The organism is Azoarcus sp. DD4, assembly GCF_006496635.1.
Classification (GTDB): Bacteria; Pseudomonadota; Gammaproteobacteria; order Burkholderiales; family Rhodocyclaceae; genus Azoarcus.
On sequence record NZ_CP022958.1, the window covers coordinates 2,062,762 to 2,087,695 of the forward strand.

The window sequence follows — 24,934 nt, forward strand, 5'->3', positions numbered from 1 at the left end:
CAGGGTTGCGGCTTACTTGCGCGGCTTGCCGCCGGCGTTGGTGAAGGCTTGGAACGCCTCGGCGGAGGCGCGGCTCACCTGTTCGAAGGCGGCGCGAGTGGTGTCCATCGCCGTCTGGATAGCGCCCATGGCGTTCTGGTCGGTGATCGGCATGCCCTTGAACATCTTCTGCATGGCTTCGAACACGTCGGTGCTGCCGGTGGTGAGCTGCTCGCCGACCAGCTTGCCGACTTCGGCCTGCGCACGGGCGGTGATTTCGGCGATCTCGCGGGCGCACGCCAGCATCTTCTCTGTGGTGGCCTGGGCGAACTGGGTGCGCAGCTCCATCAGGTTCTTCGGGTCCTGAGTGGTAGACAGGGCTTTGGCGTTCTCGACGCCTTCCTCGAACAGGGACTTGGCGGTCGACACCTGGATTTCCATGATGCGCTGCGAGTTCTCGATCGACAGCTGTGCCAGACGCATTGCGGCTTCGAGGTTCTTCTTCTGCAGTTCGTTGAACTGATCCTGTTTGCTAGCCATGTGTTTCCTCCGCGCGCAGTTGAATGTTGTGAGAGGCGCTCAAGACTCCATATCGGTCGGTGGCAGCCTTGCGGCCGCGATTCCTTCCTCTCCCTCCGCCTCATCGTGAAACATAACACAGCGCATTGACGGCCGGTGCGTCGCATAGTCGGCCGGCGTGACCTTCAGGGCAAATGTTGCGTTGCGGCTGTCGTCGGGGGGCGATTTGCCCAGACTGGGCAGGCTGCCGCCGCGAGGCAGTGGAATGCGCTTGAATTCGCCCGTGCTGGCCCCATATCCCTGCCAAGCCGCTCAGCACAAGGACGATCGCCATGCGTTTCGACAAGCTCACCACCAAGTTCCAGCAAGCCCTCGCCGATGCCCAGAGCATTGCGGTGGGCAACGACCAACAATTCATCGAACCGCAGCATCTGCTCGCGGCCATGCTCAACCAGGATGACGGTGGCACGGTGTCGCTGCTGCAGCGCGCCGGCGTCAACGTGCCGCCGCTGAAGACTGCCTTGCAGCGCGCGCTCGAACGCCTGCCCAGGGTCGAAGGGCACGGCGGCGAGGTGCAGATCGGCCGCGATCTGACCAACCTGCTCAATCTCACCGACCGCGAGGCGCAGAAGCGCGGCGACCAGTTCATCGCCAGCGAGATGTTCCTGCTCGCGCTCGCCGAGGACAAGGGCGAGAGCGGCCGTCTGCTGAAGGAGCACGGCCTCAACCGCAAGGCGCTGGAAGCCGCGGTCGATGCGGTGCGCGGCGGCCAGAACGTCGGCAGCCAGGACGCCGAAGGCCAGCGCGAGGCGCTGTCGAAGTACTGCATGGATCTCACCGAGCGTGCCCGTGCCGGCAAGCTCGACCCTGTCATCGGCCGCGACGACGAGATCCGCCGTGCTATCCAGATCCTGCAGCGGCGCACCAAGAACAACCCGGTGCTGATCGGCGAGCCGGGCGTGGGCAAGACCGCGATCGTCGAAGGCCTGGCACAGCGCATCGTCAACGACGAGGTGCCGGAAACGCTCAAGGGCAAGCGCGTGCTGTCGCTCGACATGGCGGCGCTGCTGGCCGGAGCCAAGTACCGCGGCGAGTTCGAGGAGCGCCTGAAGGCGGTGCTGAAGGACATCGCCCAGGACGAAGGCCGCATCATCCTCTTCATCGACGAGATCCACACCATGGTCGGCGCCGGCAAGGCCGAAGGCGCGATGGACGCCGGCAACATGCTCAAGCCGGCGCTCGCCCGCGGCGAGCTGCACTGCATCGGCGCGACCACGCTGGACGAATACCGCAAGTACATCGAGAAGGATGCCGCGCTCGAACGCCGCTTCCAGAAGGTGCTGGTGGACGAGCCGACGGTGGAATCCACCATCGCCATCCTGCGCGGCCTGCAGGAGAAGTACGAGGTGCACCACGGCGTGGACATCACCGACCCGGCCATCGTCGCCGCGGCGGAGTTGAGCCACCGCTACATCACCGACCGTTTCCTGCCGGACAAGGCGATCGACCTGATCGACGAGGCGGCGGCGCGCATCAAGATGGAGATCGACTCCAAGCCCGAAGTCATGGACAAGCTCGAACGCCGGCTGATCCAGCTCAAGATCGAGCAGGAGGCTGTCAAGCGCGAGACCGACGAGGCGTCGCAGCGACGTCTGCTGCTGATCCGCGACGAGATCGACAAGCTCGAGCGCGAGTACGCCAACCTCGACGAGATCTGGCGTTCCGAGAAGGCGAGCGTGCAGGGCAGCCAGCACATCAAGGAAGAGATCGAGAAGCTGCGCGCGCAGATGGCCGAGATGCAGCGCAAGGGCCAGTTCGACAAGCTCGCCGAACTGCAGTACGGCAAGCTGCCGCAGCTCGAAGCCCAGCTGAAGGCCGCCGAAACCGCGGGCAGCGGCGAGCGCCAGTTCAAGCTGCTGCGCACGCAGGTCGGCGCCGAGGAAATCGCCGAAGTGGTGTCGCGCGCCACCGGAATCCCGGTGAGCAAGATGATGCAGGGCGAGCGCGACAAGCTCTTGAAGATGGAAGAGCGACTGCACGGCCGCGTGGTGGGCCAGGACGAGGCCGTGCGGCTGGTGTCGGACGCCATCCGCCGTTCGCGCGCCGGCCTCGCCGACGAGAACCGGCCGTATGGTTCCTTCCTCTTCCTCGGCCCCACCGGCGTGGGCAAGACCGAGCTTTGCAAGACGCTGGCCGAATTCCTGTTCGATTCGGAAGAGCATCTCATCCGCATCGACATGAGCGAGTTCATGGAGAAGCACTCGGTCGCGCGGCTGATCGGCGCGCCGCCGGGCTACGTCGGTTACGAGGAAGGCGGTTACCTGACCGAGCAGGTGCGGCGCAAGCCCTATAGCGTGATCCTGTTCGACGAGGTTGAGAAGGCGCACCCGGACGTGTTCAACGTGCTGCTGCAGGTGTTGGACGACGGTCGCATGACCGACGGCCAGGGCCGCACGGTGGACTTCAAGAACACCGTGATCGTGATGACCAGCAACCTCGGCAGCCAGATGATCCAGCAGATGTCGGGCGACGACTATCAGGTCATCAAGCTGGCGGTGATGGCCGAGGTGAAGACCTTCTTCCGGCCGGAGTTCATCAACCGCATCGACGAGGTGGTGGTGTTCCATGCGCTCGACGAGAAGAACATCGCAGGCATCGCCCGCATCCAGCTCAAGTATCTGGAAAAACGGCTGGCCAAGCTCGACATGAGCATGGAAGTCAGCGATGCGGCGCTGGCGGAGATCGCCGAGGCCGGCTTCGATCCGGTGTTCGGGGCGCGGCCACTGAAGCGGGCGATCCAGGAGCGAATCGAGAATCCGCTGGCGAAGGCCATCCTGGAAGGCCAGTTCGGCGCGAAGGATCGAATCCGCGTCGATGCGGTTGGCGGCAAACTGGGCTTCAGCCGGATGGATTGACTCCGGCTGCAGCGGGGCGGGCAGGCGCAGACGGGGCGGCTTCCTTCAATAGGCCGCCCCGTTTTCTCATGCCTCCAGCGTCGCCTGCATCCAGGCTTCGAAGTCCGTCACGTCGAGCGGGCGGGAGTAGAGGAAGCCCTGTAGCGTGTGGCAGCCGCGGGCGACGAGGAAGTCGCGCTGGGCCGTCGTTTCAACGCCTTCTGCCACCACCTCGAGGCCGAGATCGCGGGCGAGCGACAGCGTGGCGGCGGTGACCGCCGCGTCCTCCGGATCGCCAGGAAGATCCTTGACGAAGGAGCGGTCGATCTTCAGCCGCCCGATCGGCAGGCGCTTGAGGTAGGCGAGGCTGGAGTAGCCGGTGCCGAAGTCGTCCAGCGCCAACGTCAGCCCCATGTTGGCCAGCCTGCGCAGACGCCCGGACAGTTCGGCGCTTGCCTGCATCAGCGCGCTTTCGGTGATTTCGAGCTCGATGCGCTCCGGGTTGGCGCCGGTTTCCGCCAGGATGTCGGCCACCGAGTCGACGAAGTCCTCACGGCGGAACTGCAGGGCCGAGATGTTTACGCCCACCATCAGGTGAAGGCCGTTCGCAGCCCAGGCCACCTGCTGACGGCAGGCTTCGCGCAGTACCCACACGCCGAGAGGAATGATGAGCCCGGAATCTTCCGCCACCGGGATGAACTGGGCGGGCGGGACCAGGCCGAGTTCAGGGTGCTTCCAGCGGACCAGCGCTTCGCAGCCGTTCGGGCGGTCGGTGGCGGCGGCGATCTGCGGCTGGTAGTGCAGCGTCAACTCGTTGCGCTCGATTGCCCGGCGCAGCGCGTTTTCCAGCATCAGGCGTTCGAAGGCGCGGGTGTTCATCTCCGGCACGAAGAACTGGAAGTTGTTGCGGCCGGCTTCCTTGGCACCGTACATCGCGGTGTCGGCGTGCTTGAGCAGCGTATCGACGTCGGCGCCGTCGCCGGGGAAGAGCGAGATACCGATGCTGACCGAGGGTGACAGTTCGTGCTCGTCGATGACCACCGGCGCGGTGAGCACCTCCAGCATCTTGCGTGCGACGGCGGCGGCGTCGGCCGGCTGCGAAAGGTGGGGCAGCAGGGCGACGAACTCGTCGCCGCCCAGCCGCGCGAACATGTCCTCCTCCCGCAGGCAATGGGACAGGCGCTGGGCGACTGCCGACAGCAGACGATCGCCAACCGGGTGGCCGAGCGAATCGTTCACCGTCTTGAAGTTGTCGAGGTCCAGGAAGAGTACCGCCAGCGAATGGTCGTGGCGTTGTGCCTGACTGAGGGCATTGCGGGCCTGGTTCATCCAGGCGCTGCGATTGGGGAGGCCGGTCAGCGCGTCGAAATGGGCGAGGTACTGGATGTGCGCCTCGGCCTCGCGTGCGCTGGTCACGTCCTGCACGGTGCCGCGTACCCGCTGCAGTTCGGTGCCATGCCATTCGCTTTCGATCTGGAACTGCACGATGCGGGTGGGGCGGGCCTGCACGCGGCAGTCCACGGTGGCGTGCTCCGGCGCGCGTGCGACCTGTTCGAGTGCGGTCAGCAGCACCGGACGGTCGGGGGGGATGACGGCAGCGAGCAGATCCTCCATGCGCGCCAGACGCCCTTCGGCCAGGTCGAGCACATTGTGCAGTTCGCTCGAACAACGCAGCTTGTCGAGATCCGCGTCGGTCTCCCAGCTGCCCAGGTGCGCGATGCGCTGCGCCTGGGTGAGCGCGGTCTGCTGTTCGCGCAGGCGGCTGCTGGCTTTGGCAAGTTCGGCCGTGCGGCGTTCCACCAGCGCGGCGATGCGGCGGGTGTTGCCGGTCGTGATCAGCAGGAAGGCACCCAGCATACCGACCGACACCAGGCCGACAGCGATGGAGCTCCACGCGGCCCAACTCCGTATTGCGCCGAGATAGTCCATGCTGGCGCGCTGCACCAGGGCCCAGCGCCGCTCGGCGAAGTGCAGCGGGCTGGCGTGAGAGATCCGGCCGGCGAGCCATTGATCGCGATCGCAGCCCTCGGCGCCGGACAGACGGCGGTTGCCGGGTGTCGCGTCGAGATCGACGAGGCAGAGTTCTATGCCGCTGGCGAGCGCGCCGCTGATTGCGCTGGAGAGCGCATCGTCCATGCGGAACACGCTGGAGATCACGCCGCGCAGGTGGCGTTCGGCGGCGAACTCGCTCTGTCGCTCGAAGACCGCGAGATACACCGCCACGCCACGCTGGACGCCGCTCTCCTGTACCAGGCGGATGCCTTCGGTGGCCGCGGCACGGCCGCTGACACGAGCCTGGTGGATCGCGGCGGCGGTGGCTGGCAGCGAGAGGGGATTCAGGCCGAGCACGCTGCGATTGGACGCGAGCGGTTCGACGAAGGTGATGGGGAGGTATTCATCCGCTGCCGCCGCCGCAAAGGTCTGGCCGCTGGGCATGCGGTCGAGTATGCGGAAGTCCGCGACGTCGGTCCGCCTGATCCTGTCCTCGTAGGCAGCGGCTTCGTCGTGGCGGACGAGCGGGCTCCAACCGAAATTCTGGGCGCCCGGATAGCGGTCCAGCCAGGGCATGACGAAGTCGCGGAAATCGTTCCGACCGACATCGGAACTGACCGAGATCAGCCGCTCGATCGACTGCATCATGTCGATCTGTACATCGAGGCGTTTGCGTACCTGGCTGGCGAAGTGCTCGGCGTCGCGGTTGAACTGATTCTGTACGCGCAGCGCTTCCCAGCTGTGCACCTGGTGGAAGGCGAAGCCGAGCAGCACGATGGCGATGCCCAGCGGCAGGGCGATACCGAGGCGGCGCGAACGCCAGTCGGCGGTGGGGCGGCCGAAAAAGGCGAACATCAGCGGCGTGGCGACGATTACGCCGAGCGTGTCGCCCACCCACCAGTTCCACCAGTTGAACGAGGCCTCGTTGGCCGGCAACACGCCGGACAGCGCAAGAACCGGGATGGCGATGCTGGGGCTGACCAGGCAACTGGCGGGAGCTACCAGGGCGAGGAAGCGGACGATGGCGGACGGGGTGTCGAGCGCGTTCGGAAAGCGTACCAGCCATTGTGCGAGTGATTTGCCTGCTGCGGCCTGCAGGCATGCGCCGCACGGGATGAGCAGAATGCCCAACCAGTTGACGTCGATGATGGACGACTGCATCAGCGCCAGTATCTGTACTGCCAGCGAGCCGGCAAAAATGGCCGGCAGCAGGCGCCAGCCAAAGATGATCAGGGCGGACAGTGCGATGCCGGCGGCCGGGAAGAAGGGGGCGGCGTACCCTGGCGGTACGGCCAGCTTCAGCGAGACGCCGCCAATGACGGCATAAGCGGCAGCGATCAGTGCGAGCTGTGCGGGATAGGAACGCATGGCGCGCAGTATAGCTGCGGCCGTCCCCGCAAACCGTGGTCTGGGCCACAGTCCGAGGCCTGCGGCGGGGCCGGATGCGCTACACTCCGGCCTCTGGCGTCACGACCCTGTCCTGTGCGCCGTATCCCCGAGTCTTACACGGAAATCAAGATGTTCGAGGCTGTTCGCAACAACAAGCGTGTCGCCCAGGTCATCCTGGCGCTGCTCATCGTTCCTTTTGCATTTTTCGGTCTGGATGCCTATTTCCAGGACGGTCCCGGCGGCGGCGATGTGGCCGTGGTCGACGGTACGCCCATCCGCGCGGTCGAGTTCGACCAGGCCCTGCGCGAGCGCCAGGATCGCCTGCGCAGCACCATGGATGGCCAGGTCGATCGCGCCCTGCTTGAGTCCGAGGTCTTGCGCCGCTCGGTGCTCGACAACCTGGTGAACCAGCGGGTGCTTGTCCGTTACTCGGCCGACAATCACATGGTGGTCAGCCCGCAGGAACTGCAGGACACCATCGCTGCGGTGGAGGCCTTCCAGGAAAACGGCCGCTTCTCGCTGCAGCGCTACGAGTCGCTGCTGCGTGCCCAGGGAATGACACCGGCCGGTTTCGAGGCGCGTCTCGCCCAGGATGTGCGCATCCAGCAGATCACGGCCTCGGTTGCCGAGGCCGGTTTTGCGCCCAAGGCGTCGGCCAAGCGCTTCCTTGCCGCGCAGCTGGAAGAACGCGAGATCCGCGAACTGCGCTTCCCCGCGAACCGCTACCTGGCCGAGGTGAAGCTGGCCGACGGTGCGGCGCAGCGTTACTACGAGGCCAACGGCGCGCGTTTCGAGCGTCCGGCGCGACTCAAGGCCGAATACGTGGTGCTCGACGAGGCGGCGCTTGGTAAGTCGGTCAAGGTGAGCGACGAAGAGGTGAAGGCCTACTACGACGCCAACCAGTCGCGCTACGGTCAGGCCGAGGAGCGGCGCGCGAGCCACATCCTGATCCAGGTCGACGCCGATGCGCCCGAAGATGCGGTTGCCAAGGCGCGCGCGACGATAGACGACATCGCGAGTCGTCTGGCCAAGGATCCGAAGCAGTTCGGGGAGCTCGCCAAGGCGTCGTCGCAGGATCCGGGTTCCGCCTCGCGCGGCGGCGACCTGGGTTTCTTCGGTCGCGGCGCCATGGTCAAGGCGTTCGAGGATGCAGCGTTTTCGCAGAACAAGGGCGAGGTTGGCCCGGTGGTGCGCTCGGACTTCGGCTTTCACATCATCCAGGTCACCGACATCAAGCCGACGACGGTTCGTCCCTTCGAGAGCGTGCGGGGCGAGATCGTCGAGGAACTGCGCAAGCAGGCTGTCGGCCGCCGCTTCGCCGAAGTTGCCGAGCAGTTTTCCAACATGGTGTACGAGCAGTCGGACAGCCTGAAGCCGGTGGCCGACCAGTTCGGCCTGGAGATCCGCAGCAGCGACTGGATCAACCGCGGTGCCGAGGCGCTCGGCAGCTATCGCAGTCCGCGTCTGGTCGAGGCCCTGTTCTCCGACGATGTGGTGAAGAACGCCCGCAACACCGAGGCGGTCGAGGCGGGGGCGAATACCCTGGTGGCGGCCCGGGTGCAGTCCTTCGAAGCGGCTCAGCGCCTGCCCTTTGACGATGTGAAGGCTCAGATCGACCAGCAGTTGCGCAACGAAGAGGCGGCGAAACTGGCCGCCGAACGGGGCGCTGCCGTGCTCGCCGCGCTGGAGAAGGGCGAGAGCCCGAGCGGAGACTGGACGCCGAGTCGCAAGCTGCAACGCGGCGCGCCCGCGCTGCCGGGGCCCGCCATGCAGGCGGTGTTTTCGGCCCCGACCGGCAAGCTGCCGGCGCATGTCGGTGTGAACGTGCCTGACGGCGGCTATGTCGTGTATCGCATCGACGCGGTGAATCGGCCGCAACTGGCCGACGACGACCCGCGCATCGCCGCAGTGGTCAGCCAGTACGGACGGCTGGTTTCCGAGCGTGATTTCGGCGCTTTCCTTAACCAGTTGCGCGAGCGCTACAAGGTTCAGCTCAAGCTGGTTGAGAACAAGCCCGCGCAGTAAGCGGCAGGCGCTTCAAAACAAAACGCCCGGCTACATGGCCGGGCGTTTTGTTTTCACCTGCCGGGGCGCTGCGCACCCGGCCGGGTTCAGACCTGTTCGGAATTGCCGAGTGCGGTGGTGTTGAAACCTGCGTCGACATACATGATCTCGCCGGTGATGCCGCTGGCGAGATCCGAGCAGAGAAAGGCGGCGGCATTGCCGACTTCGTCGATGGTGACGTTGCGGCGCAGCGGCGCATTGCGCTCGTTGAACGAGAGCAGCTTGCCGAAGCTGCCGATGCCTGACGCGGCCAGCGTCTTGATCGGGCCGGCGGAGATCGCGTTCACCCGCGTGCCCTCCGGGCCGACGCAGACGGCCATGTAGCGCACCGCGGCTTCGAGGCTGGCCTTCGCCAGACCCATGATGTTGTAGTTGGGCATGGTACGGACTGCGCCCAGGTAGGACAGCGTCAGGATGGCGCCATTGCGGCCCTTCATCAGCGGACGTGCGGCCTTGGCGAGCGCCGGGAAGCTGTAGGCGCTGACTTCCTGCGAAATGCGGAAGGCTTCGCGGGAGAACCCGTCGAGGAAATCGCCTTCGAGCGCGTCGCTCGGGGCGAAGGCGATCGAATGCACCAAGCCGTCGAGCCCGTCCCATTTCTGGCCGATCTGCTCGAACAGCGCAGTGATCTCGGCATCGTTCTGGACGTCACAGGCGTAGAGCATCGTGCTGCCGAAGTCGGCCGCCATCTTGGCCACACGCTCCTGGAAACGCTCGTTCTGGTACGTGAAGGCAAGTTCCGCGCCCTCGCGATGCATGGCCTTGGCGATGCCATAGGCAATCGAGCGGTTGCTGAGCAGCCCGGTAATGAGGATGCGTTTGCCGGCGAGAAAGCCCATGTAATACAACTCCGAGTGACAGAACCGATGATTATATCGAAAAGTTCCCCGAGCGCTTCCGTCCATCGGATATCGACAAATTGTTGCTGCGTCGCAGCAGGGTGTCGGGAAACCTGACAGAATCGCATCTCCCTTCCATATCGCGCCCCACCGGGCGTCGCCGTCGTGATCGTTCGCCCCAGGCCGCACTGGCTCAAGCTGCTATTCGTCCGTCGTGGTTCCATCCTCGGTCGCATCCTTCCGCAGCTACTATTCACCACGCTGCTTTCCGCCACGGTGGTGCTGGCCCATGGACAGCTCTTCCACTGGAAGGTGACGCTGACCTCGGCGCCGTTCTCGCTGATGGGCGTGGCGCTGGCGATCTTTCTCGGCTTTCGCAACAGCGCCAGCTACGACCGTTACTGGGAAGCGCGCAAGCTTTGGGGGCGGCTGCTGGTGGAGGCGCGCACCGTTACCCGGCAGGCGCTGACGATGACAAGGCGGCGCACCGATGCGCGCCCCTTCGTCCTCGGGGTAATCGCCTTCACCTTTGCGTTGCGCAACCAGTTGCGCGGCCTGCCGGCGGTGAAGGGTCTCGACGGCCTGCTCCCGACTTCGCTGCTTGTACGCCTGGAAACGGTGCGCTTTCCCTGTGCGCTGATCCTGCTTTGGCTGGCTGAATGGCTGCGCGAACGGCGCGAGGCGGGCGAACTCGATCCCGTGTTGGTGCAGCGGATCGACGTCCATGTGTCCGGGCTCTCGGAAGTGCTGGGCGGCTGCGAACGCATTGCCAGCACGCCGCTGCCCTTCACCTATTCGGTCATCCTGCATCGCACGGTGTACCTGTATTGCATGATGCTGCCCTTCGGTCTGGTAGACGCGATCGGGATGATGACGCCGGTGGTGGTGGCCTTCGTGTCCTACACCTTCTTCGCGCTCGAAGCCCTGAGCGATGAGATCGAGGAACCCTTCGGCCTTGCGCCCAACGATCTGGCGCTGGACGCGATGGCGGCCGGCATCGAGGCCAGTCTGCGCGAGATGCTGGGCGAGAAGGCGCAGCCGGCGCCCACTCCCCAAGACTACATACTGACTTGAGCGGCAAGGCCGCATACACTCGCGGGCGATGACTCGCCCTGTGCCACTCCACCCGATACGCCTTGCTGCGGCCGCGCTTGCAGGCGCCTCCTTGCTCGCCGGCTGCGGACCGCTCTGGAACGATCCTTACCCTGCGGTTGAGCGGGGACAGAACATCCTCTACAGCGCGTTCAGCCAGAGCCCCAAACATCTGGACCCGGTTCAGTCCTATGCGGAAGACGAGGCGGTGTTCGTCTACCAGATCTACGAACCGCCACTGCAATACCACTACCTCAAGCGCCCCTACCAGCTCGAGCCCGGTTCAGCCGCCGGTATGCCCTTGCTCAAACGCTTTGATGCTGGGGGCCGGGAACTGCCGCCCAATGTCGATGCGTCCAGGGTGGCACGGAGCGTCTACGAGATCCGCGTCCGCGAGGGTGTGCTCTACCAGCCGCATCCGGCCTTCGCCAGGCGCGAGGACGGCACGCCGCGCTACTTCGATCTGAAGCCCGAGGATCTGCGCGGCGTGAACGGAGTCGCCGATTTTGCCGAAACCGGTTCCCGCGAGTTGGAGGCCGCCGATTTCGTCCACCAGATGAAGCGCCTGGCGCATCCGCAGCTGCACTCGCCGGTCTTCGAACTGATGGCGGAGTATCTGCCGGGGCTCAAGACCCTGCAGCAGCAACTGGCGGACGAGCTCAAGCGCAGACCGGGTCGGCTGGATCTCGCGCGTTACGAACTGCCCGGCGTCGAGATCGTCGACCGATACACCTACCGCATCACCCTCAAGGGGGCCTATCCACAGTTTCTGTACTGGCTGTCGATGCCCTTCTTCGCGCCGGTGCCGCCCGAGGCCGATCGTTTCTTCGGGCAGCCGGGCATGGCCGAGCGCAACCTCACCCTCGACTGGTGGCCGATCGGCACCGGCCCCTACATGATGGTGGAGAATGATCCCAACGGCCGTATCGAACTGGCCCGTAACCCGAACTTCCGCGGCGAGAACTATCCCTGCGAGGGCGAAGCCGGCGACGAGGCTGCAGGCCTGCTGGCGGACTGCGGCAAGCCGATTCCCTTCATCGACCGCGCGGTTTTTTCGCGCGAGCGTGAAGGCATTCCGTACTGGAACAAGTTTCTGCAGGGTTACTACGACGCCTCGGGCGTGTCGTCAGACAACTTCGATCAGGCAGTGGTGCTGACCAGCCAGGGCGAGGTCAGCCTGTCCGACGACATGCAGGAACGCGGCATCCGCCTCCTTACCTCGGTCTCGCCGTCCATCTTCTACATGGGTTTCAACATGCTCGACCCAGTGGTCGGGGCGCCCGACGGGGCCGGCCCCGCCTCCCGCGAGAGGGCGCGCAAGCTGCGCCAGGCGATTTCGGTCGCGCTCGACATGGAAGAATTCGTGTCCATCTTCATGAACGGCCGCGCCGTGCCGGCGATGCACCCGATTCCGCCGGGCGTCTTCGGTGCGCGTGAGGGCGAGGAGGGCATCAACCCGGTGGTGTATGAATGGCGTGATGGTCGTCCATTGCGCCGAGGTGTCGAACGCGCGCGCCAACTGCTCGCGGAGGCGGGCTATCCGAACGGCCGCGACGCGAAGACCGGAGAACCCCTGATCATCAACCTCGACACCACGCCAGGCGGGCTCGGCGACAAGGCACGTTCCGACTGGCTGGCCAAGCAGTTCCGCGATCTCGGCGTGCAGTTCGTGGTGCGGCCGACGGACTGGAACCGCTTCCAGGACAAGATCCGCCTGGGCAACGCCCAGCTCTTCTTTTTCGGCTGGAATGCCGACTATCCCGATCCCGAGAACATGCTGTTCCTGCTTCACGGCCCTCAGGGCAAGGTGAAATACCAGGGACAGAACGCGTCGAACTACACCAACGCGGAATTCGACGCGCTCTTCGAGCGGATGAAAACGCTGCCGGATGGTCCGCAGCGGCAGGCGGTGATCGATCGCATGGTGGCCATGCTCCAGCATGATGCGCCGTGGCTGTTCGGCTTCCACCCCAAGTCCTACTCCCTGCAGCATGGCTGGCTGCACAACCGCAAGCCGGGCAGCATCGTACGCAACGGCTTGAAGTACCAGCGCATCGACCTCGCCGAGCGGGAGGCCGCGCGCGCCGAGTGGAACCGGCCGGTGTGGTGGCCCTTGCTGGCGCTCGGCGTGCTGGGCGCACTGGTCGTGATGCCGGCGGTGTCGCACTGGCGCCGTCGCGAGCGCGAGACCGCGACGGTGGGCAGGGGAGTGCGCTGAGATGCTGGCCTACATCGTCCGCCGCCTGCTCTATGCGGTGCCCATCCTGATCGGGGTGAACCTGCTGACTTTCGTGCTGTTCTTCGTGGTCAATTCGCCCGACGACATGGCGCGCATGCAGATTGGCGTCAAGCGCGCCACGCCGGAAGCGATCGAGCGCTGGAAGGTCGAACGCGGCTACGATCGCCCGCTGCTCTTCAATGCGGAGGCGAAAGGGATTGCGCATGTGACCGACACCATCTTCTTCGAGAAATCGCTGCGCATGTTCGCGCTCGATTTCGGCCGTGCCGACGACGGTCGCGACATCGGCCGCGAGATCCGCGCCCGCATGGGGCCGTCGCTGGCGATCGCCTTGCCCACCTTCGTGCTCGGCCTCTTCGCGTCCATCAGTCTTGCCTTGCTGCTGGTGTTCTTCCGCGCCACCTATCTCGATTTCTGGGGCGTGGTCCTGTGCGTGGCGATGATGTCGATCTCCAGTCTCTTCTACATCATCGGCGGCCAGTGGCTGGTGTCCAAGCTGTGGGCGCTGGTGCCGATCTCCGGCTACGCGGGCGGGCTGGATGCGGCGCGTTTCCTGGTGCTGCCGGTGCTGATCAGCGTACTGGGCGGCGTCGGCTCCAGCGTGCGCTGGTATCGCACGCTCTTCCTCGAGGAGATTTCGCGCGATTACGTCCGCACCGCCCGCGCCAAGGGCTTGTCCGAGCTGGCCGTGTTGTTCCGGCACGTGCTCAAGAACGCGATGATCCCCATCCTCACCGGCGTCGTGGTGGTGATTCCGCTGCTCTTCCTCGGCAGTCTGCTGGTCGAGTCCTTCTTTGCCATCCCAGGGCTGGGCAGCTACACCATCGACGCGATCAACGCGCAGGATTTCGCGGTGGTGCGCGCCATGGTCTTCATCGGCTCGGTGCTCTACATCGTCGGCCTGATCCTGACCGATCTGTCCTACACCTTGGTCGATCCGCGCGTGAGGTTGCAGTAGATGCGCAGCTTCCAGCCCGTCCTGTTGTGGACCGATCTGCTTCTCTTCGTTCTGTTGGCGGCCGGCGTGCTGATCGCGCTGCATGTGCGGGCCAATCCGCCCCTGCGCGAGGCCTGGCGCAAGGTCGGACAGAGGCCGACAGGCATGGCGTCGGCCTGCGTGCTGCTGGCCTTCATCGCCGTCGGCCTGCTCGACAGCCTGCATTACCGGCCGGCCTTGCCGACAGTCGACGGCGACGCCGCGCGGAGTGGTCCGACCTATTCGGCCGAAGTCCTGAGCGTGCTCGACCACTTGCTGGCCGACCTGCGCCTCAACACCGAGAAGACTTACTCGGCGCCCTTTGCCTCCACCTTGTACCAACGGGAGACGGTGGAACTGGCTGGCGGCGGCCAGGCACGCATCTACCCGCGTCTGCAGTATGGCGGTGCGCATCTGCCGGATCCCGATGTCGATACCGCCGACGACGTAGGCAGGCGGTTACTGACGGCGGTCGGTGGTAGCATGCTGGCGAGCGCCTTGCTTTTTTGCCTGCTTGCGACTGCACTGGCAAGCTCTCATGGTGGCTGGATTGTTGCCGCGAAAGCCCTGGTGCAGGGCCGCACAAGCCTGGCATGGCGGGCCGCGCTGCTCGCCTCCGGCTTGCTGCTGCTGGTCGTCGCGGTAGCGGGGGCGCTGGCGCCGTACTACCACGTGCTCGGTACCGATAAGGTCGGGCAGGACGTGCTCTACCTTGCCCTGAAGAGCGTGCGTACAGCGCTGGTGATCGGCACGATCACCACCTTGGTGATGCTGCCCTTCGCCGTCGCGCTGGGGATCGCAGCGGGTTATCTCGGTGGCTGGGTGGATGACGCCATCCAGTATGTGTACACGGTGCTCAACGCCATTCCAGGCGTGCTGCTGATTGCCGCCGCCGTGCTGATGATGCAGGTGGTGATCGACACTCACCCGCACTGGTTCGGCACCGCCGCGGAGCGTTCCGATGCCCGCTTGCTCGCGCTGTGCTTCATCCTCGGCATCACCAGCTGGACCGGCCTGTGCCGGCTCCTGCGCGGTGAGACGCTGAAGCTGCGCGAGCTGGAATACGTGCAGGCGGCGCGCGCCTTCGGCGTCGGTACGGCCGGGATCCTGCGCCGCCACATCCTGCCCAACGTGATGCACATCGTGCTGATCGCCCTGGTGATGGACTTCTCCGGCCTGGTGCTGGCGGAGGCGGTGCTGTCCTACGTGGGCATCGGCGTCGATCCGACCACCATCAGCTTCGGCACCATGATCAACATGGCACGCGCCGAACTCGCGCGCGAACCGATGGTGTGGTGGTCGCTCGCCGCGGCCTTCGTCTTCATGTTCGTGCTGGTGTTGGCGGCCAACCTGTTTGCCGACGTCGTGCGCGATGCCTTCGATCCGCGGCGCCGCTGACACCCGCACTGGCGCGCTCCTTGCTCGATCTGCGCCGAACATGCCGAACCTTCGCCGCCATCGGTCATCTGATGGTGAAAACCCGACAAAACGCGAACCCCGACCGATGAGACCACTTGTTTTCGACAATCGCTTCGTCCGCGAACTGCCCGCCGATCCGGAGACCGGGCCACAGATCCGCCAGGTACAGGGCGCCAGCTATTCGCGGGTGAATCCGACGCCGGTCGCGGCGCCGCACCTGATCGCGCATTCCGCCGAGGTCGCGGCAATGCTCGATTGGGGCGAAGCCGACATTGCCGAGCCGGCGTTCGCCGAGGTGTTCGGCGGCAATCGTCTGCTGGAGGGGATGGAGCCCTACGCGGCCTGCTACGGTGGCCACCAGTTCGGCAACTGGGCGGGGCAACTCGGCGACGGCCGGGCGATTACGCTGGGAGAGGCGATCAACGCGCGTGGCGAGCGCTGGGAGCTGCAGCTCAAGGGCGCCGGGCCGACGCCGTATTCCCGCCGCGCCGACGGGCGCGCGGTACTGCGTTCCTCCATCCGCGAATTCGTCTGCAGCGAAGCGATGCATCACCTCGGCGTGCCGACCACGCGCGCACTCTGCCTGGTCGAAACCGGCGAGCAGGTGGTACGCGACATGTTCTACGACGGCAATCCGCAGGCCGAGCCGGGCGCGGTGGTGTGCCGTGTCGCGCCTTCCTTCATCCGCTTCGGCAATTTCGAGATCCTCGCCGCGCGCGGCGACCTCGATCTGCTCAACCGCCTGATCGACTTCACCATCGCGCGCGATTTCCCCGAAATCGAGGGCGATGCCAAGGCTCGGCGCGCGCGCTGGTTCGACGAGGTGTGCCGGCGCACCGCGGTGATGGTCTCGCACTGGATGCGGGTGGGTTTCGTCCATGGCGTGATGAACACCGACAACATGTCCATCCTCGGCCTGACCATCGATTACGGCCCCTACGGCTGGATAGACAATTTCGACACCGGCTGGACCCCCAATACCACCGACGCGGCGGGGCGGCGCTACCGCTTCGGCCATCAGCCCAGGATCGCCAACTGGAACCTGCTGCAGCTCGCCAATGCCCTGTTCCCGGCATTCGGGGCTACCGAACCGTTGCAGGCCGGGATGAACACCTTCATCGAGACCTACGACTTCGAAAGCCGCAGGATGACGGCCGCCAAGCTGGGATGGGATCGACTGGCCGACGCCGACCTGCCGCTCGTCGAGGAGTTGCACAGCCTGATGAAGCGCGCCGAAATCGACATGACGATCTTCTTCCGCGCGCTGTCCGACCTCGATCTCGCCGCCCCGGATGCGGCGATCTTTGCGGACGCCTTCTACGACGAAGAAAAGCGTGCCGAGTCGGCTGTCGAGCTGTCGGCCTGGCTGGCACGCTATGCGGTGCGCAGCACGCAGGATGGGATTCCCACCGAGGTCCGGCGTCAGCGCATGCGTGCGGCCAATCCGCGCTACGTGATGCGCAACTACCTTGCCCAGCAGGCGATCGATGCGGCGGAGCAGGGCGACTACGCACCCGTGCGTGAATTGTTGGACGTCATGCGCAAGCCCTACGACGATCAGCCGGGGCGCGAGCGCTACGCCGCGCGCCGACCGGATTGGGCGCGTCAGAAGGCGGGGTGCTCGATGCTGTCGTGCAGTTCCTGATCCGGCTTCAGGCGAAAGGCTGAACGCCGAACAGCCAGGCGTGCAGGAAGCGCGCGAACACCGCCCACGCGACGATGCCCGCTGCCACCGCGATAGCGTCGAAGAGGATGGAGCGTGTTGCGTACCGCATGCCGGCGCGTGTGTCGCGGGCGCGCGCCGAGGCGAAATCCACCACAGCCCAGCCCAGAAAACCGCCAAAGAGCAGCAGGTCTGCAAGGCTGCCGTTGGCGAGCAGATGGGCGAGCGCCCACAGCCCGATGCCGAGCACCATCGGATGGCCCAGCCACGCCTTGATGCGGGTGCCCGGAACATAGGCTGCGGCGATCAGCACGAAGGCCGGCAGGGTGAGGAAGGCGGCGAGGTGTCGGCTCCAGGTCGGCGCCTGCCACAGGATCGTCGGTTCCGCGCGTCCGGCGGCATAGGCCCAGACGATGAGGCCCAGTCCGAGGCCGGAAAGCACGGAGTAGATCGCCTTCCAGCGATGTGGCCCGATCCGGGCGATGCAGGCGTTGCGCCAGTTGTCGGCAAAAATGCGGACCGAATGCGTGCCGAGAAAGATCAACAGGCCGAGAACGAGGCCGCTGGTAGCAAGCTTGCTCATGACCGGACTCCCAAAGGTGGAAGGTCGAGCTTAGCGCGGCAGAATGACGATTGCACGCGCTCGGCGTTCGGCAAGTCCTACGTCTTCACCCGCATCAACCGCTGCTTCTCGCGTTCCCAGTCGCGCTTTTTCTCGTCTTCGCGCTTGTCGTACTGCTTCTTGCCCTTGGCCAGGCCGATCTCGGCCTTGACCCGCCCCTTGCTGTAGTGGAGGTCCAGCGGCACCAGGGTGAAGCCGGCGCGTTCCACCTTGCCGATCAGCCGGGCGATTTCGGCGCCGTGCAGCAGCAGTTTGCGCGTGCGGGTCGGATCGGCCTTGATGTGGGTCGACGCGCTGGTGAGCGGCGTGATGTGCATGCCAAGGATGAAGATCTCCTCGCCGCGCACGATGATGTAGGCTTCCTTGATGTTGGCGCGGCCTGCACGGATCGCCTTCACTTCCCAGCCTTCGAGGACGAGGCCGGCCTCGTATTTTTCCTCGATGAAGTAGTCGTGATAGGCCTTGCGGTTGTCGATGATGCTCATGGAAACACGTGTCCGTCCGGAGGCGTCGCCAACCGTGCCAGGCGGCACGGCATTCGGCTTGCGGTAGAATCGCGCATTTTAGCAGCTCGGCAACCCAACCGTTCCCCGTCCGTCATGGCCGATGTCAAGAAACTGGTTCTGATCGAATTCACCCCGGCGCAGATGTTCGATCTGGTCGATCGCTGCGAAGACTATCCACAGTTCCTGCCGTGGTGCGGCGGCGCCGACGTGCACGAACGGAGCGACACGGTGACGGCGGCGACGCTGCACATCAGCTACCACGGCATCAAGGCCCATTTCAGTACCGAAAACGCCAAGCGCGTACCGACCGAAATGGACATTCGCCTGAAGGAAGGCCCCTTTACCCACCTGCATGGCAGCTGGCGCTTTACGCCGCTGGGGGATACCGCCTGCAAGATCGAGTTCAACCTGCACTACGAGTTTTCGAGCAAGTTGCTGGAAAAGGCCTTGGGGCCGGTGTTCAGCCATATCGCGAACACGTTCGTCGATTCCTTCGTCAAGCGCGCGGCGCAGGTCTATCCCAAGGGGTGATGGTGGCTTCCAATATCGAGATCGAGGTGGTCTATGCGCTTCCGCAGCGCCAGGAGCTGGTGCGCCTGCATCTGCCCGACGGTGCGACGGTGCGCGATGCCGTCATCGCGTCCGGTCTGCTCGGGAAGTATCCCGACATCGAGATCGACGGCCCCAACAAGCTGGGCATATTCGCCAAACTGGTGAAGGCCGACACCGTGTTGCGTGACCGCGACCGAGTGGAAATCTACCGGCCGCTGATTGCCGACCCCAAGGCGGTACGGAAGAAGCGCGCCGATGAGGGCAAGGTCATGAAGAAAGGCGGCGGGGCGATCGACGCCGCCTGAGCAGGCGGGTTGCCGCGGGGATCAGCGGCAGAGATCGTCTACCAGGCGCTGGGTGCGTGCGGTTTCCTCGGACCGCATGGCGTCGTCCATGACCACGCGCTCTCCGCCCTCGCCGAAACGGGCCATGCGCTGGCCGGACTGCAGGGCGGCGAGCTGGTTGCGCGCTTCCTGGCAATTGCGTTCGCGCTCTGCCGAGTTCTTGTTTTCCTTGTCCGCCTTGGCCTGCGCCTCGGCGGCTTCGGCGCGGCGCTGGCGGAAGGCCTGTTCCTGGTCGGCAGCCGTTTTCGGCTTGGTTTCCGTGGCGGCGGGCTTGGCCTGCGTCTGGCCTTGTTCCTGCGCAGCGCCTTCGGTGGCGCCCTCGGCCGGTGCGGCATTGCGGCTGCTTGGCCGCTGCACGCCGCCCCGCAACACCTTGACGTCGCCGCTGGGCGGGGCCTGGTCCGAGTAGTGGATCTTGCCGTCCTTGTCGCGCCAGCTGTAGATCTCGGCGCCGACGGGCAGTGCGGTCAGCAGAGAAAGGGCGGCGATGGTGAGCGTGGCACGGCGAATCATGCGGGGCTTTCTCCGGAACGTCCCATGCAGGGCTGCGCGTGCACGGGATCTGCAAGGTCTCTTACAAGGCGATCAACCGGTCTGTATAATACGGATTTGGTTGAAAGGATAGAAGCCATGCGAGTGATCCAGAAGGCGCTGACGTTCGATGACGTCCTTCTCGTTCCCGCCCACTCGACGGTCCTGCCGCGCGATGTGAGCCTTCAGACACAGCTCACGCGGCGCATCCGCATCAACATCCCGCTCGTGTCGGCAGCGATGGATACCGTCACCGAGGCCCGTCTCGCCATTGCGCTGGCACAGGAAGGCGGCCTGGGCATCGTGCACAAGAATCTCACCCCCAAGCAGCAGGCGGCCGAAGTGCTGAAGGTCAAGCGCTTCGAATCCGGTGTGCTGAAGGATCCGATCACCATCCCGCCGACCATGAGCGTGCGTGAAGTGGTCGCGCTCACCCGCCAGCACAAGTTCTCCGGTCTGCCGGTGCTGGAAGGCAAGAAGGTCGTGGGTATCGTCACGAACCGCGATCTGCGCTTCGAAACCAATCTCGATCAACCGGTGTCGGCGATCATGACGCCGCATGCGCGCCTGGTCACCGTTCGTGAAGGCAGCAGCCTGGAAGAAGCCCGGGCGCTGATGCACAAGCATCGCCTCGAGCGCGTGCTGGTGCTCAACGACGACGGCGAATTGCGCGGCCTCATCACCGTCAAGGACATGATGAAGTCCACCGAGCATCCGCTCGCCGCCAAGGACGAACTGGGCCGGCTGCGGGTCGGTGCGGCGATCGGTGTCGGTGCCGGGACCGAGGAACGCGCCGAGTTGCTGGCCGAGGCCGGTGTGGATGTCATCGTTGTCGATACCGCTCACGGACACTCGCAGGGTGTGCTCGACCGGGTGAACTGGGTCAAGAAGAATTTCTCGAACGTTGAAGTGATCGGCGGCAACATCGCCACTGGCGACGCGGCACGTGCGCTGGTGGATGCGGGGGCGGACGGCGTGAAGGTCGGCATCGGGCCCGGCTCGATCTGCACCACCCGCATCGTTGCCGGGGTGGGTGTGCCCCAGATCACCGCGGTCGACAATGTCGCCACCGCGCTGGCGGGTAGCGGTATCCCGCTGATCGCCGACGGTGGCGTCCGTTACTCCGGCGACATCGCCAAGGCGCTGGCTGCCGGTGCCAATGCGGTGATGCTGGGCGGCCTTTTCGCCGGCACCGAGGAATCCCCGGGCGAGACCGTGCTCTATCAGGGCCGCTCGTACAAGTCCTACCGTGGCATGGGTTCGCTGGGTGCGATGCAGCAAGGTGCGGCGGATCGCTACTTCCAGGACAGCTCGGCCAACGTCGACAAGCTGGTGCCGGAAGGCATCGAAGGCCGTGTGCCGTACAAGGGGGCGGTGACCGCGGTGATCCACCAGTTGATCGGTGGCGTGCGGGCGTCCATGGGCTACCTCGGTTGCGACAGCATCGCGACGATGCACGCGCGGGCCCAGTTCGTCGAGATCACCTCGGCGGGCGTGCGCGAATCGCATGTGCACGACGTTCAGATCACCAAGGAAGCACCCAACTACCACGTCGATTGATGCCCGATCCCGGCATCGATCCGGACCAGGCGGCAGCCGGTAAGACTACCGGCGCCGCCTTTCCTGTTTCTTGAGGCGGACATGTCCCACCAGAAAATCCTCATCCTCGATTTCGGCTCCCAGGTTTCCCAGCTCATCGCCCGCCGCGTGCGCGAGGCTCAGGTGTATTGCGAGCTGCATCCCTACGACGTTTCCGAGGCCTTCATTCGCGAATTCAATCCGCAGGGCGTGATCCTGTCCGGCGGGCCGAACTCGGTCTACGAAGCCCAGGACTGGCGGGCGCCGCAGGTAGTGTTCGAACTCGGCGTGCCGGTGCTTGGCATCTGCTACGGCATGCAGACCATGGCCGAGCAACTGGGTGGCAAGGTGGAGAGTTCGGCCAAGCGCGAGTTCGGCTATGCCGAAATGCGCGCCCGCGGTCATTCCAAACTGTTTCAGGGCATCCAGGATCGCACCAACGACGAAGGCCACGGCCTGCTCGACGTCTGGATGAGTCACGGCGACAAGGTCACCGAACTGCCGGCCGGCTTCAAGGTGATCGGCAGCAACGAGTCGACGCCCATCGCGGCGATGGCGGACGAGGCCAGAGGTTTCTACGGCGTACAGTTCCACCCGGAAGTCACGCACACGATGAAGGGCAAGGAGATGCTCGCCCGCTTCGTGCACGAGATCTGCGGTTGTGGTCGCGACTGGAACATGCCGGACTACATCGCGGAAGCGGTCGAGAAGATCCGCGCTCAGGTGGGCGACGAGGAAGTCATCCTTGGCCTGTCCGGCGGTGTCGATTCGTCGGTCGCGGCGGCGCTGATCCACCGCGCCATCGGCGATCAGCTCACCTGCGTGTTCGTCGATAACGGCCTGCTGCGCCTCAACGAGGGGGCGCAGGTGATGGAAACCTTCAACCGCTCGTTGGGCGTCAAGGTCATCCACGTCGATGCCACCGAGCAGTTCATGGGGCACCTGAAGGGCGTGTCCGACCCCGAGCAGAAGCGCAAGATCATCGGCCGCGAGTTCGTCGAGGTGTTCCAGGCCGAGGCGCAGAAGCTACCCAAGGCGCGCTGGCTGGCGCAGGGCACCATCTACCCCGACGTGATCGAGTCGGCCGGCGCCAAGACCGGCAAGGCGCATGCGATCAAGAGCCACCACAACGTCGGCGGCCTGCCCGAGACGCTCAACCTCAAGCTGCTCGAACCGCTGCGCGATCTGTTCAAGGACGAGGTGCGCGAACTCGGTGTCGCGCTTGGCCTGCCGCACGACATGGTCTATCGCCATCCTTTCCCGGGACCGGGCCTGGGCGTGCGCATCCTGGGCGAGGTCAAGAAGGAGTTCGCCGACCTGCTGCGTCGCGCCGACGCGATCTTCATCGACGAACTGCGGGCCGCCGACTGGTACGACAAGACCAGCCAGGCTTTTGCGGTGTTCCTGCCGGTCAAGAGCGTCGGCGTGATGGGCGATGGCCGCACCTACGAATACGTGGTGGCGTTGCGCGCGGTGCAGACCCAGGACTTCATGACCGCGCACTGGGCCGAACTGCCGCACAGCCTGCTCGGCAAGGTGAGCAACCGCATCATCAACGAGGTGCGTGGCATCAACCGGGTGGTCTACGATATCTCCGGCAAGCCGCCGGCGACGATCGAGTGGGAATAAAACAAGATCGGTTCGTAGCGTTCAAGAACGTTCACGAGCCCGCTTGTTTTTCAGGCAGTTCAATAACTTAGCTATCAACGTCGTTCAGGGGCGTTCAACGGTAGCAAGGCTGCTTTTACGGTATCCGTGACGGGTCTTTCGACCGCTACGATCCGGTTGCTGATTTTTACCGACAGGCTGTTCTGACGGTATCAGCAACCGGCACGGAGACCGAGAAATGCTGACCGATACCCAACTCCGGGCGTGGCGACCGAGCGACACGGCCCCCTGCAAACGCGACATCATCCAGACTGACCCCGCCACAGGGGAGAAGGTCGTCAAGATCAAGGCGGGAACGTTGATCCCGCTGCGCAAGCTAGCCGACAGCGACGGCCTTTATGCCGTCATGTCGGACGCTGGGACGATCACGTTCCGCTACGACTACCGACTCGACGGTAAGCGCGAAACGCTTACCGTCGGCCGATACGTGCCCGGCACCGCCAGCCGTGACGAGGCCGAGCTGAAGGCGCTCGACTACGGTGTGGTGGTCTCACTCAAGGACGCGCGAGCCCTGCGCGATCGCGCCAGCCGTCAGGTCGAGGCGGGCATTTCACCGTCCAAGGCCAAGGTCGAGAAGCGCGCTGCCGAGACGGATGCCCAGACCTTCGGCGCCTGGGCGAAGAAGTATTTCGAGCACAAGGCCGATCCCAAGAGCGGCAAAGAGCAACTGGCCGACTCGACGCTGGCGCTGCGCAAATCCGTTTACCGTCGCATCCTGGATATCCCGCTGGGCAAAAAGCGGCTCGAGGAGATCAAGCCGATGGCGCTGGCCGAGCTTCTGGACAAGGCGAAGGAAGAGCGCGGTCCGGGTCCCGCAGTCCATGCGCGCGAGCTGGTGCTCCTGGTTTTCCGTTACGCGATCGGAAAGGGGATTGAGGTCGATAACCCCGCCGAGAAGATCGCCCGCAAGGCCATTGCCACCTTCCAGGCGCGCGACCGCAACCTGACGCGCCACGAAATCAAGACCTTCTTCGACGCTCTCCAACACACCGCGACGAGTCCAACCCTGCGGCTGGCGGTCAAGTTCATGCTGCTGACGGGCGTGCGCAAAGGCGAATTCATCGGCGCGACTTGGAAGGAGATCGACTGGGACCGGGCGACGTGGACCATTCCCAAGGAACGGATGAAGGCTGACCGCGAACATGTGGTGTACCTGTCGGAGCAGGCGCTCGACATCCTCACCACGTTCCAGGCTTGCTATCCGTCGAGCAAGTACCTGCACCCCGGCCGATACGAGCGCGACGTGCCGATCAGCAATGCGACGCTGAATCGGACCATCGACGCGACGGTCAAGCTAATCAACGAGCAGCGCGACCCCGCTGACGAGCAGTTCGAGACGTTCAGCGTGCACGACCTGCGGCGGACCTTCTCGACACGCCTGAACGACGCGCTGTTCCCGGAGGCGCTGATCGAGGCATGCCTGGCCCACGCCAAGAAGGACCAAGTGGCCGCTGCGTACAACCATGCAAAGCATGCGGCGCCGCGGCGCGCCTTGATGCAAGGCTGGGCCGACATCGTGGACTGCTGGCTGCGGGATGAGAGCGCCAAGGCGGTCATCCAGGCGACGAAGATCAAGATTGATGAAGCCGCGCACGACGACTCCGAGATGGATCTATGAGCAAGCACGCCAAACTCCTGCAGCAGGCGATCGCGGGTGACGCCACCGCTGCAGCGGCGCTATGGCGGGCCATCGACGCCGGCGCGGTGGACGACGCCACCACCGCGGCGTGGGCGCGCTCTGTGGCGACGCAGGTTGTCGCCAAAGTCATCAACCCCGACATCGCAGCGAACCGCGCTCGAGAGAACGCGCGGGCTGCGCTGGGGCTTGAAGGCGCGATCGACAAGAATGCTGACCTTCAGGAATTGGTCGTCGCGATTCCGGAAGCAACGCCGTCTCAACTCGCCAATGTGGCGGACCTGCTGTGCGACGTGAGAGGCGCTCCACGTCACAAGTTGATGCGCCGGATCGAGTACATCAGGCGAAAGTTGAGGAAGCACAATTAGGCCGGGGCAACCCGGCTTTTTTTATTGCCCGCACGAGTCTGCACAAAAAAGCGCGGACGACTTT

Annotated in this window: 19 protein-coding genes; 13 read left to right on the forward strand and 6 right to left on the reverse strand. The window is 65.0% G+C overall.

Features of this window, described 5'->3' with window-relative positions; genetic code table 11:
• Positions 1–12 precede the first annotated feature (12 nt).
• The gene (locus CJ010_RS09625) at positions 13–519 is read right to left on the reverse strand and encodes a phasin family protein (protein ID WP_141017833.1); all 507 of its coding nucleotides are present in this window, start codon (positions 517–519) and stop codon (positions 13–15) included.
• A gap of 311 nt (positions 520–830) precedes the next feature.
• On the opposite strand from CJ010_RS09625, the gene clpB reads away from it, so the two are divergent.
• Complete coding sequence (gene clpB / locus CJ010_RS09630) at positions 831–3,413, forward strand: ATP-dependent chaperone ClpB (RefSeq protein WP_141017834.1); 2,583 nt, start codon at positions 831–833, stop codon at positions 3,411–3,413.
• Positions 3,414–3,479: 66 nt separating this feature from the next.
• Here the strand turns inward: clpB and CJ010_RS09635 are convergent, their stop codons facing one another.
• The gene (locus CJ010_RS09635; RefSeq protein WP_141017835.1) at positions 3,480–6,752 is read right to left on the reverse strand and encodes an EAL domain-containing protein; all 3,273 of its coding nucleotides are present in this window, start codon (positions 6,750–6,752) and stop codon (positions 3,480–3,482) included.
• Positions 6,753–6,902: 150 nt separating this feature from the next.
• Between CJ010_RS09635 and CJ010_RS09640 the strand changes: the two genes are divergently transcribed.
• Entirely contained in the window at positions 6,903–8,798 is a 1,896-nt protein-coding gene (locus CJ010_RS09640; RefSeq protein WP_141017836.1) for a SurA N-terminal domain-containing protein, read from the forward strand.
• A gap of 86 nt (positions 8,799–8,884) precedes the next feature.
• Here CJ010_RS09640 and fabI read toward each other — a convergent pair whose 3' ends face one another.
• A complete protein-coding gene (gene fabI / locus CJ010_RS09645) occupies positions 8,885–9,676 on the reverse strand; it encodes an enoyl-ACP reductase FabI (protein WP_141017837.1) in 792 nt (263 codons plus the stop codon).
• 165 nt (positions 9,677–9,841) lie between these two features.
• Here fabI and CJ010_RS09650 point away from each other — a divergent pair, with 165 nt between their 5' ends.
• The 5 genes from CJ010_RS09650 to CJ010_RS09670 all read left to right on the forward strand — a co-directional run bounded on the left by CJ010_RS09650 (position 9,842) and on the right by CJ010_RS09670 (position 17,047).
• Complete coding sequence (locus tag CJ010_RS09650; protein ID WP_141017838.1) at positions 9,842–10,750, forward strand: bestrophin family protein; 909 nt, start codon at positions 9,842–9,844, stop codon at positions 10,748–10,750.
• 28 nt (positions 10,751–10,778) lie between these two features.
• Complete coding sequence (locus tag CJ010_RS09655) at positions 10,779–12,986, forward strand: ABC transporter substrate-binding protein (protein WP_141017839.1); 2,208 nt, start codon at positions 10,779–10,781, stop codon at positions 12,984–12,986.
• Position 12,987: 1 nt separating this feature from the next.
• Positions 12,988–13,965, forward strand: a complete 978-nt coding sequence (locus CJ010_RS09660; RefSeq protein ID WP_141017840.1) for an ABC transporter permease — start codon at positions 12,988–12,990, stop codon at positions 13,963–13,965.
• Complete coding sequence (locus CJ010_RS09665) at positions 13,966–15,381, forward strand: ABC transporter permease (protein WP_141017841.1); 1,416 nt, start codon at positions 13,966–13,968, stop codon at positions 15,379–15,381.
• Positions 15,382–15,487: 106 nt separating this feature from the next.
• Complete coding sequence (locus tag CJ010_RS09670; RefSeq protein WP_141017842.1) at positions 15,488–17,047, forward strand: YdiU family protein; 1,560 nt, start codon at positions 15,488–15,490, stop codon at positions 17,045–17,047.
• 7 nt (positions 17,048–17,054) lie between these two features.
• Here the strand turns inward: CJ010_RS09670 and CJ010_RS09675 are convergent, their stop codons facing one another.
• Both CJ010_RS09675 and smpB read right to left on the reverse strand, forming a co-directional pair.
• Entirely contained in the window at positions 17,055–17,648 is a 594-nt protein-coding gene (locus CJ010_RS09675) for an NnrU family protein (protein ID WP_141017843.1), read from the reverse strand.
• A 77-nt stretch (positions 17,649–17,725) separates the two neighbouring features.
• Positions 17,726–18,172, reverse strand: coding sequence for an SsrA-binding protein SmpB (gene smpB, locus CJ010_RS09680; protein ID WP_141017844.1), 447 nt, complete (start codon positions 18,170–18,172; stop codon positions 17,726–17,728).
• 114 nt (positions 18,173–18,286) lie between these two features.
• Here smpB and CJ010_RS09685 point away from each other — a divergent pair, with 114 nt between their 5' ends.
• Together CJ010_RS09685 and CJ010_RS09690 are read left to right on the forward strand one after the other, a co-directional pair.
• Positions 18,287–18,724 carry a type II toxin-antitoxin system RatA family toxin gene (locus CJ010_RS09685; RefSeq protein ID WP_141017845.1) on the forward strand — a complete coding sequence of 146 codons (438 nt, stop codon included), beginning with the start codon at positions 18,287–18,289 and terminating at the stop codon, positions 18,722–18,724.
• Positions 18,724–19,050 carry an RnfH family protein gene (locus CJ010_RS09690; protein ID WP_371415693.1) on the forward strand — a complete coding sequence of 109 codons (327 nt, stop codon included), beginning with the start codon at positions 18,724–18,726 and terminating at the stop codon, positions 19,048–19,050. The genes CJ010_RS09685 and CJ010_RS09690 overlap by 1 nt, the downstream gene beginning before the upstream one ends.
• 21 nt (positions 19,051–19,071) lie before the next feature.
• Here the strand turns inward: CJ010_RS09690 and CJ010_RS09695 are convergent, their stop codons facing one another.
• On the reverse strand, positions 19,072–19,602 hold the full coding sequence (locus tag CJ010_RS09695) for a DUF4124 domain-containing protein (protein ID WP_141017846.1): 531 nt from the start codon (positions 19,600–19,602) through the stop codon (positions 19,072–19,074).
• 117 nt (positions 19,603–19,719) lie between these two features.
• Here CJ010_RS09695 and guaB point away from each other — a divergent pair, with 117 nt between their 5' ends.
• The 4 genes from guaB to CJ010_RS09715 all read left to right on the forward strand — a co-directional run bounded on the left by guaB (position 19,720) and on the right by CJ010_RS09715 (position 24,870).
• Positions 19,720–21,180, forward strand: a complete 1,461-nt coding sequence (gene guaB / locus CJ010_RS09700; RefSeq protein WP_141017847.1) for an IMP dehydrogenase — start codon at positions 19,720–19,722, stop codon at positions 21,178–21,180.
• A gap of 81 nt (positions 21,181–21,261) precedes the next feature.
• Positions 21,262–22,827, forward strand: coding sequence for a glutamine-hydrolyzing GMP synthase (guaA, locus tag CJ010_RS09705; protein WP_141017848.1), 1,566 nt, complete (start codon positions 21,262–21,264; stop codon positions 22,825–22,827).
• Positions 22,828–23,044: 217 nt separating this feature from the next.
• Positions 23,045–24,484, forward strand: coding sequence for a site-specific integrase (locus tag CJ010_RS09710; protein WP_141017849.1), 1,440 nt, complete (start codon positions 23,045–23,047; stop codon positions 24,482–24,484).
• The gene (locus CJ010_RS09715) at positions 24,481–24,870 is read left to right on the forward strand and encodes a hypothetical protein (protein WP_141017850.1); all 390 of its coding nucleotides are present in this window, start codon (positions 24,481–24,483) and stop codon (positions 24,868–24,870) included. The genes CJ010_RS09710 and CJ010_RS09715 overlap by 4 nt, the downstream gene beginning before the upstream one ends.
• Positions 24,871–24,934: the final 64 nt, after the last annotated feature.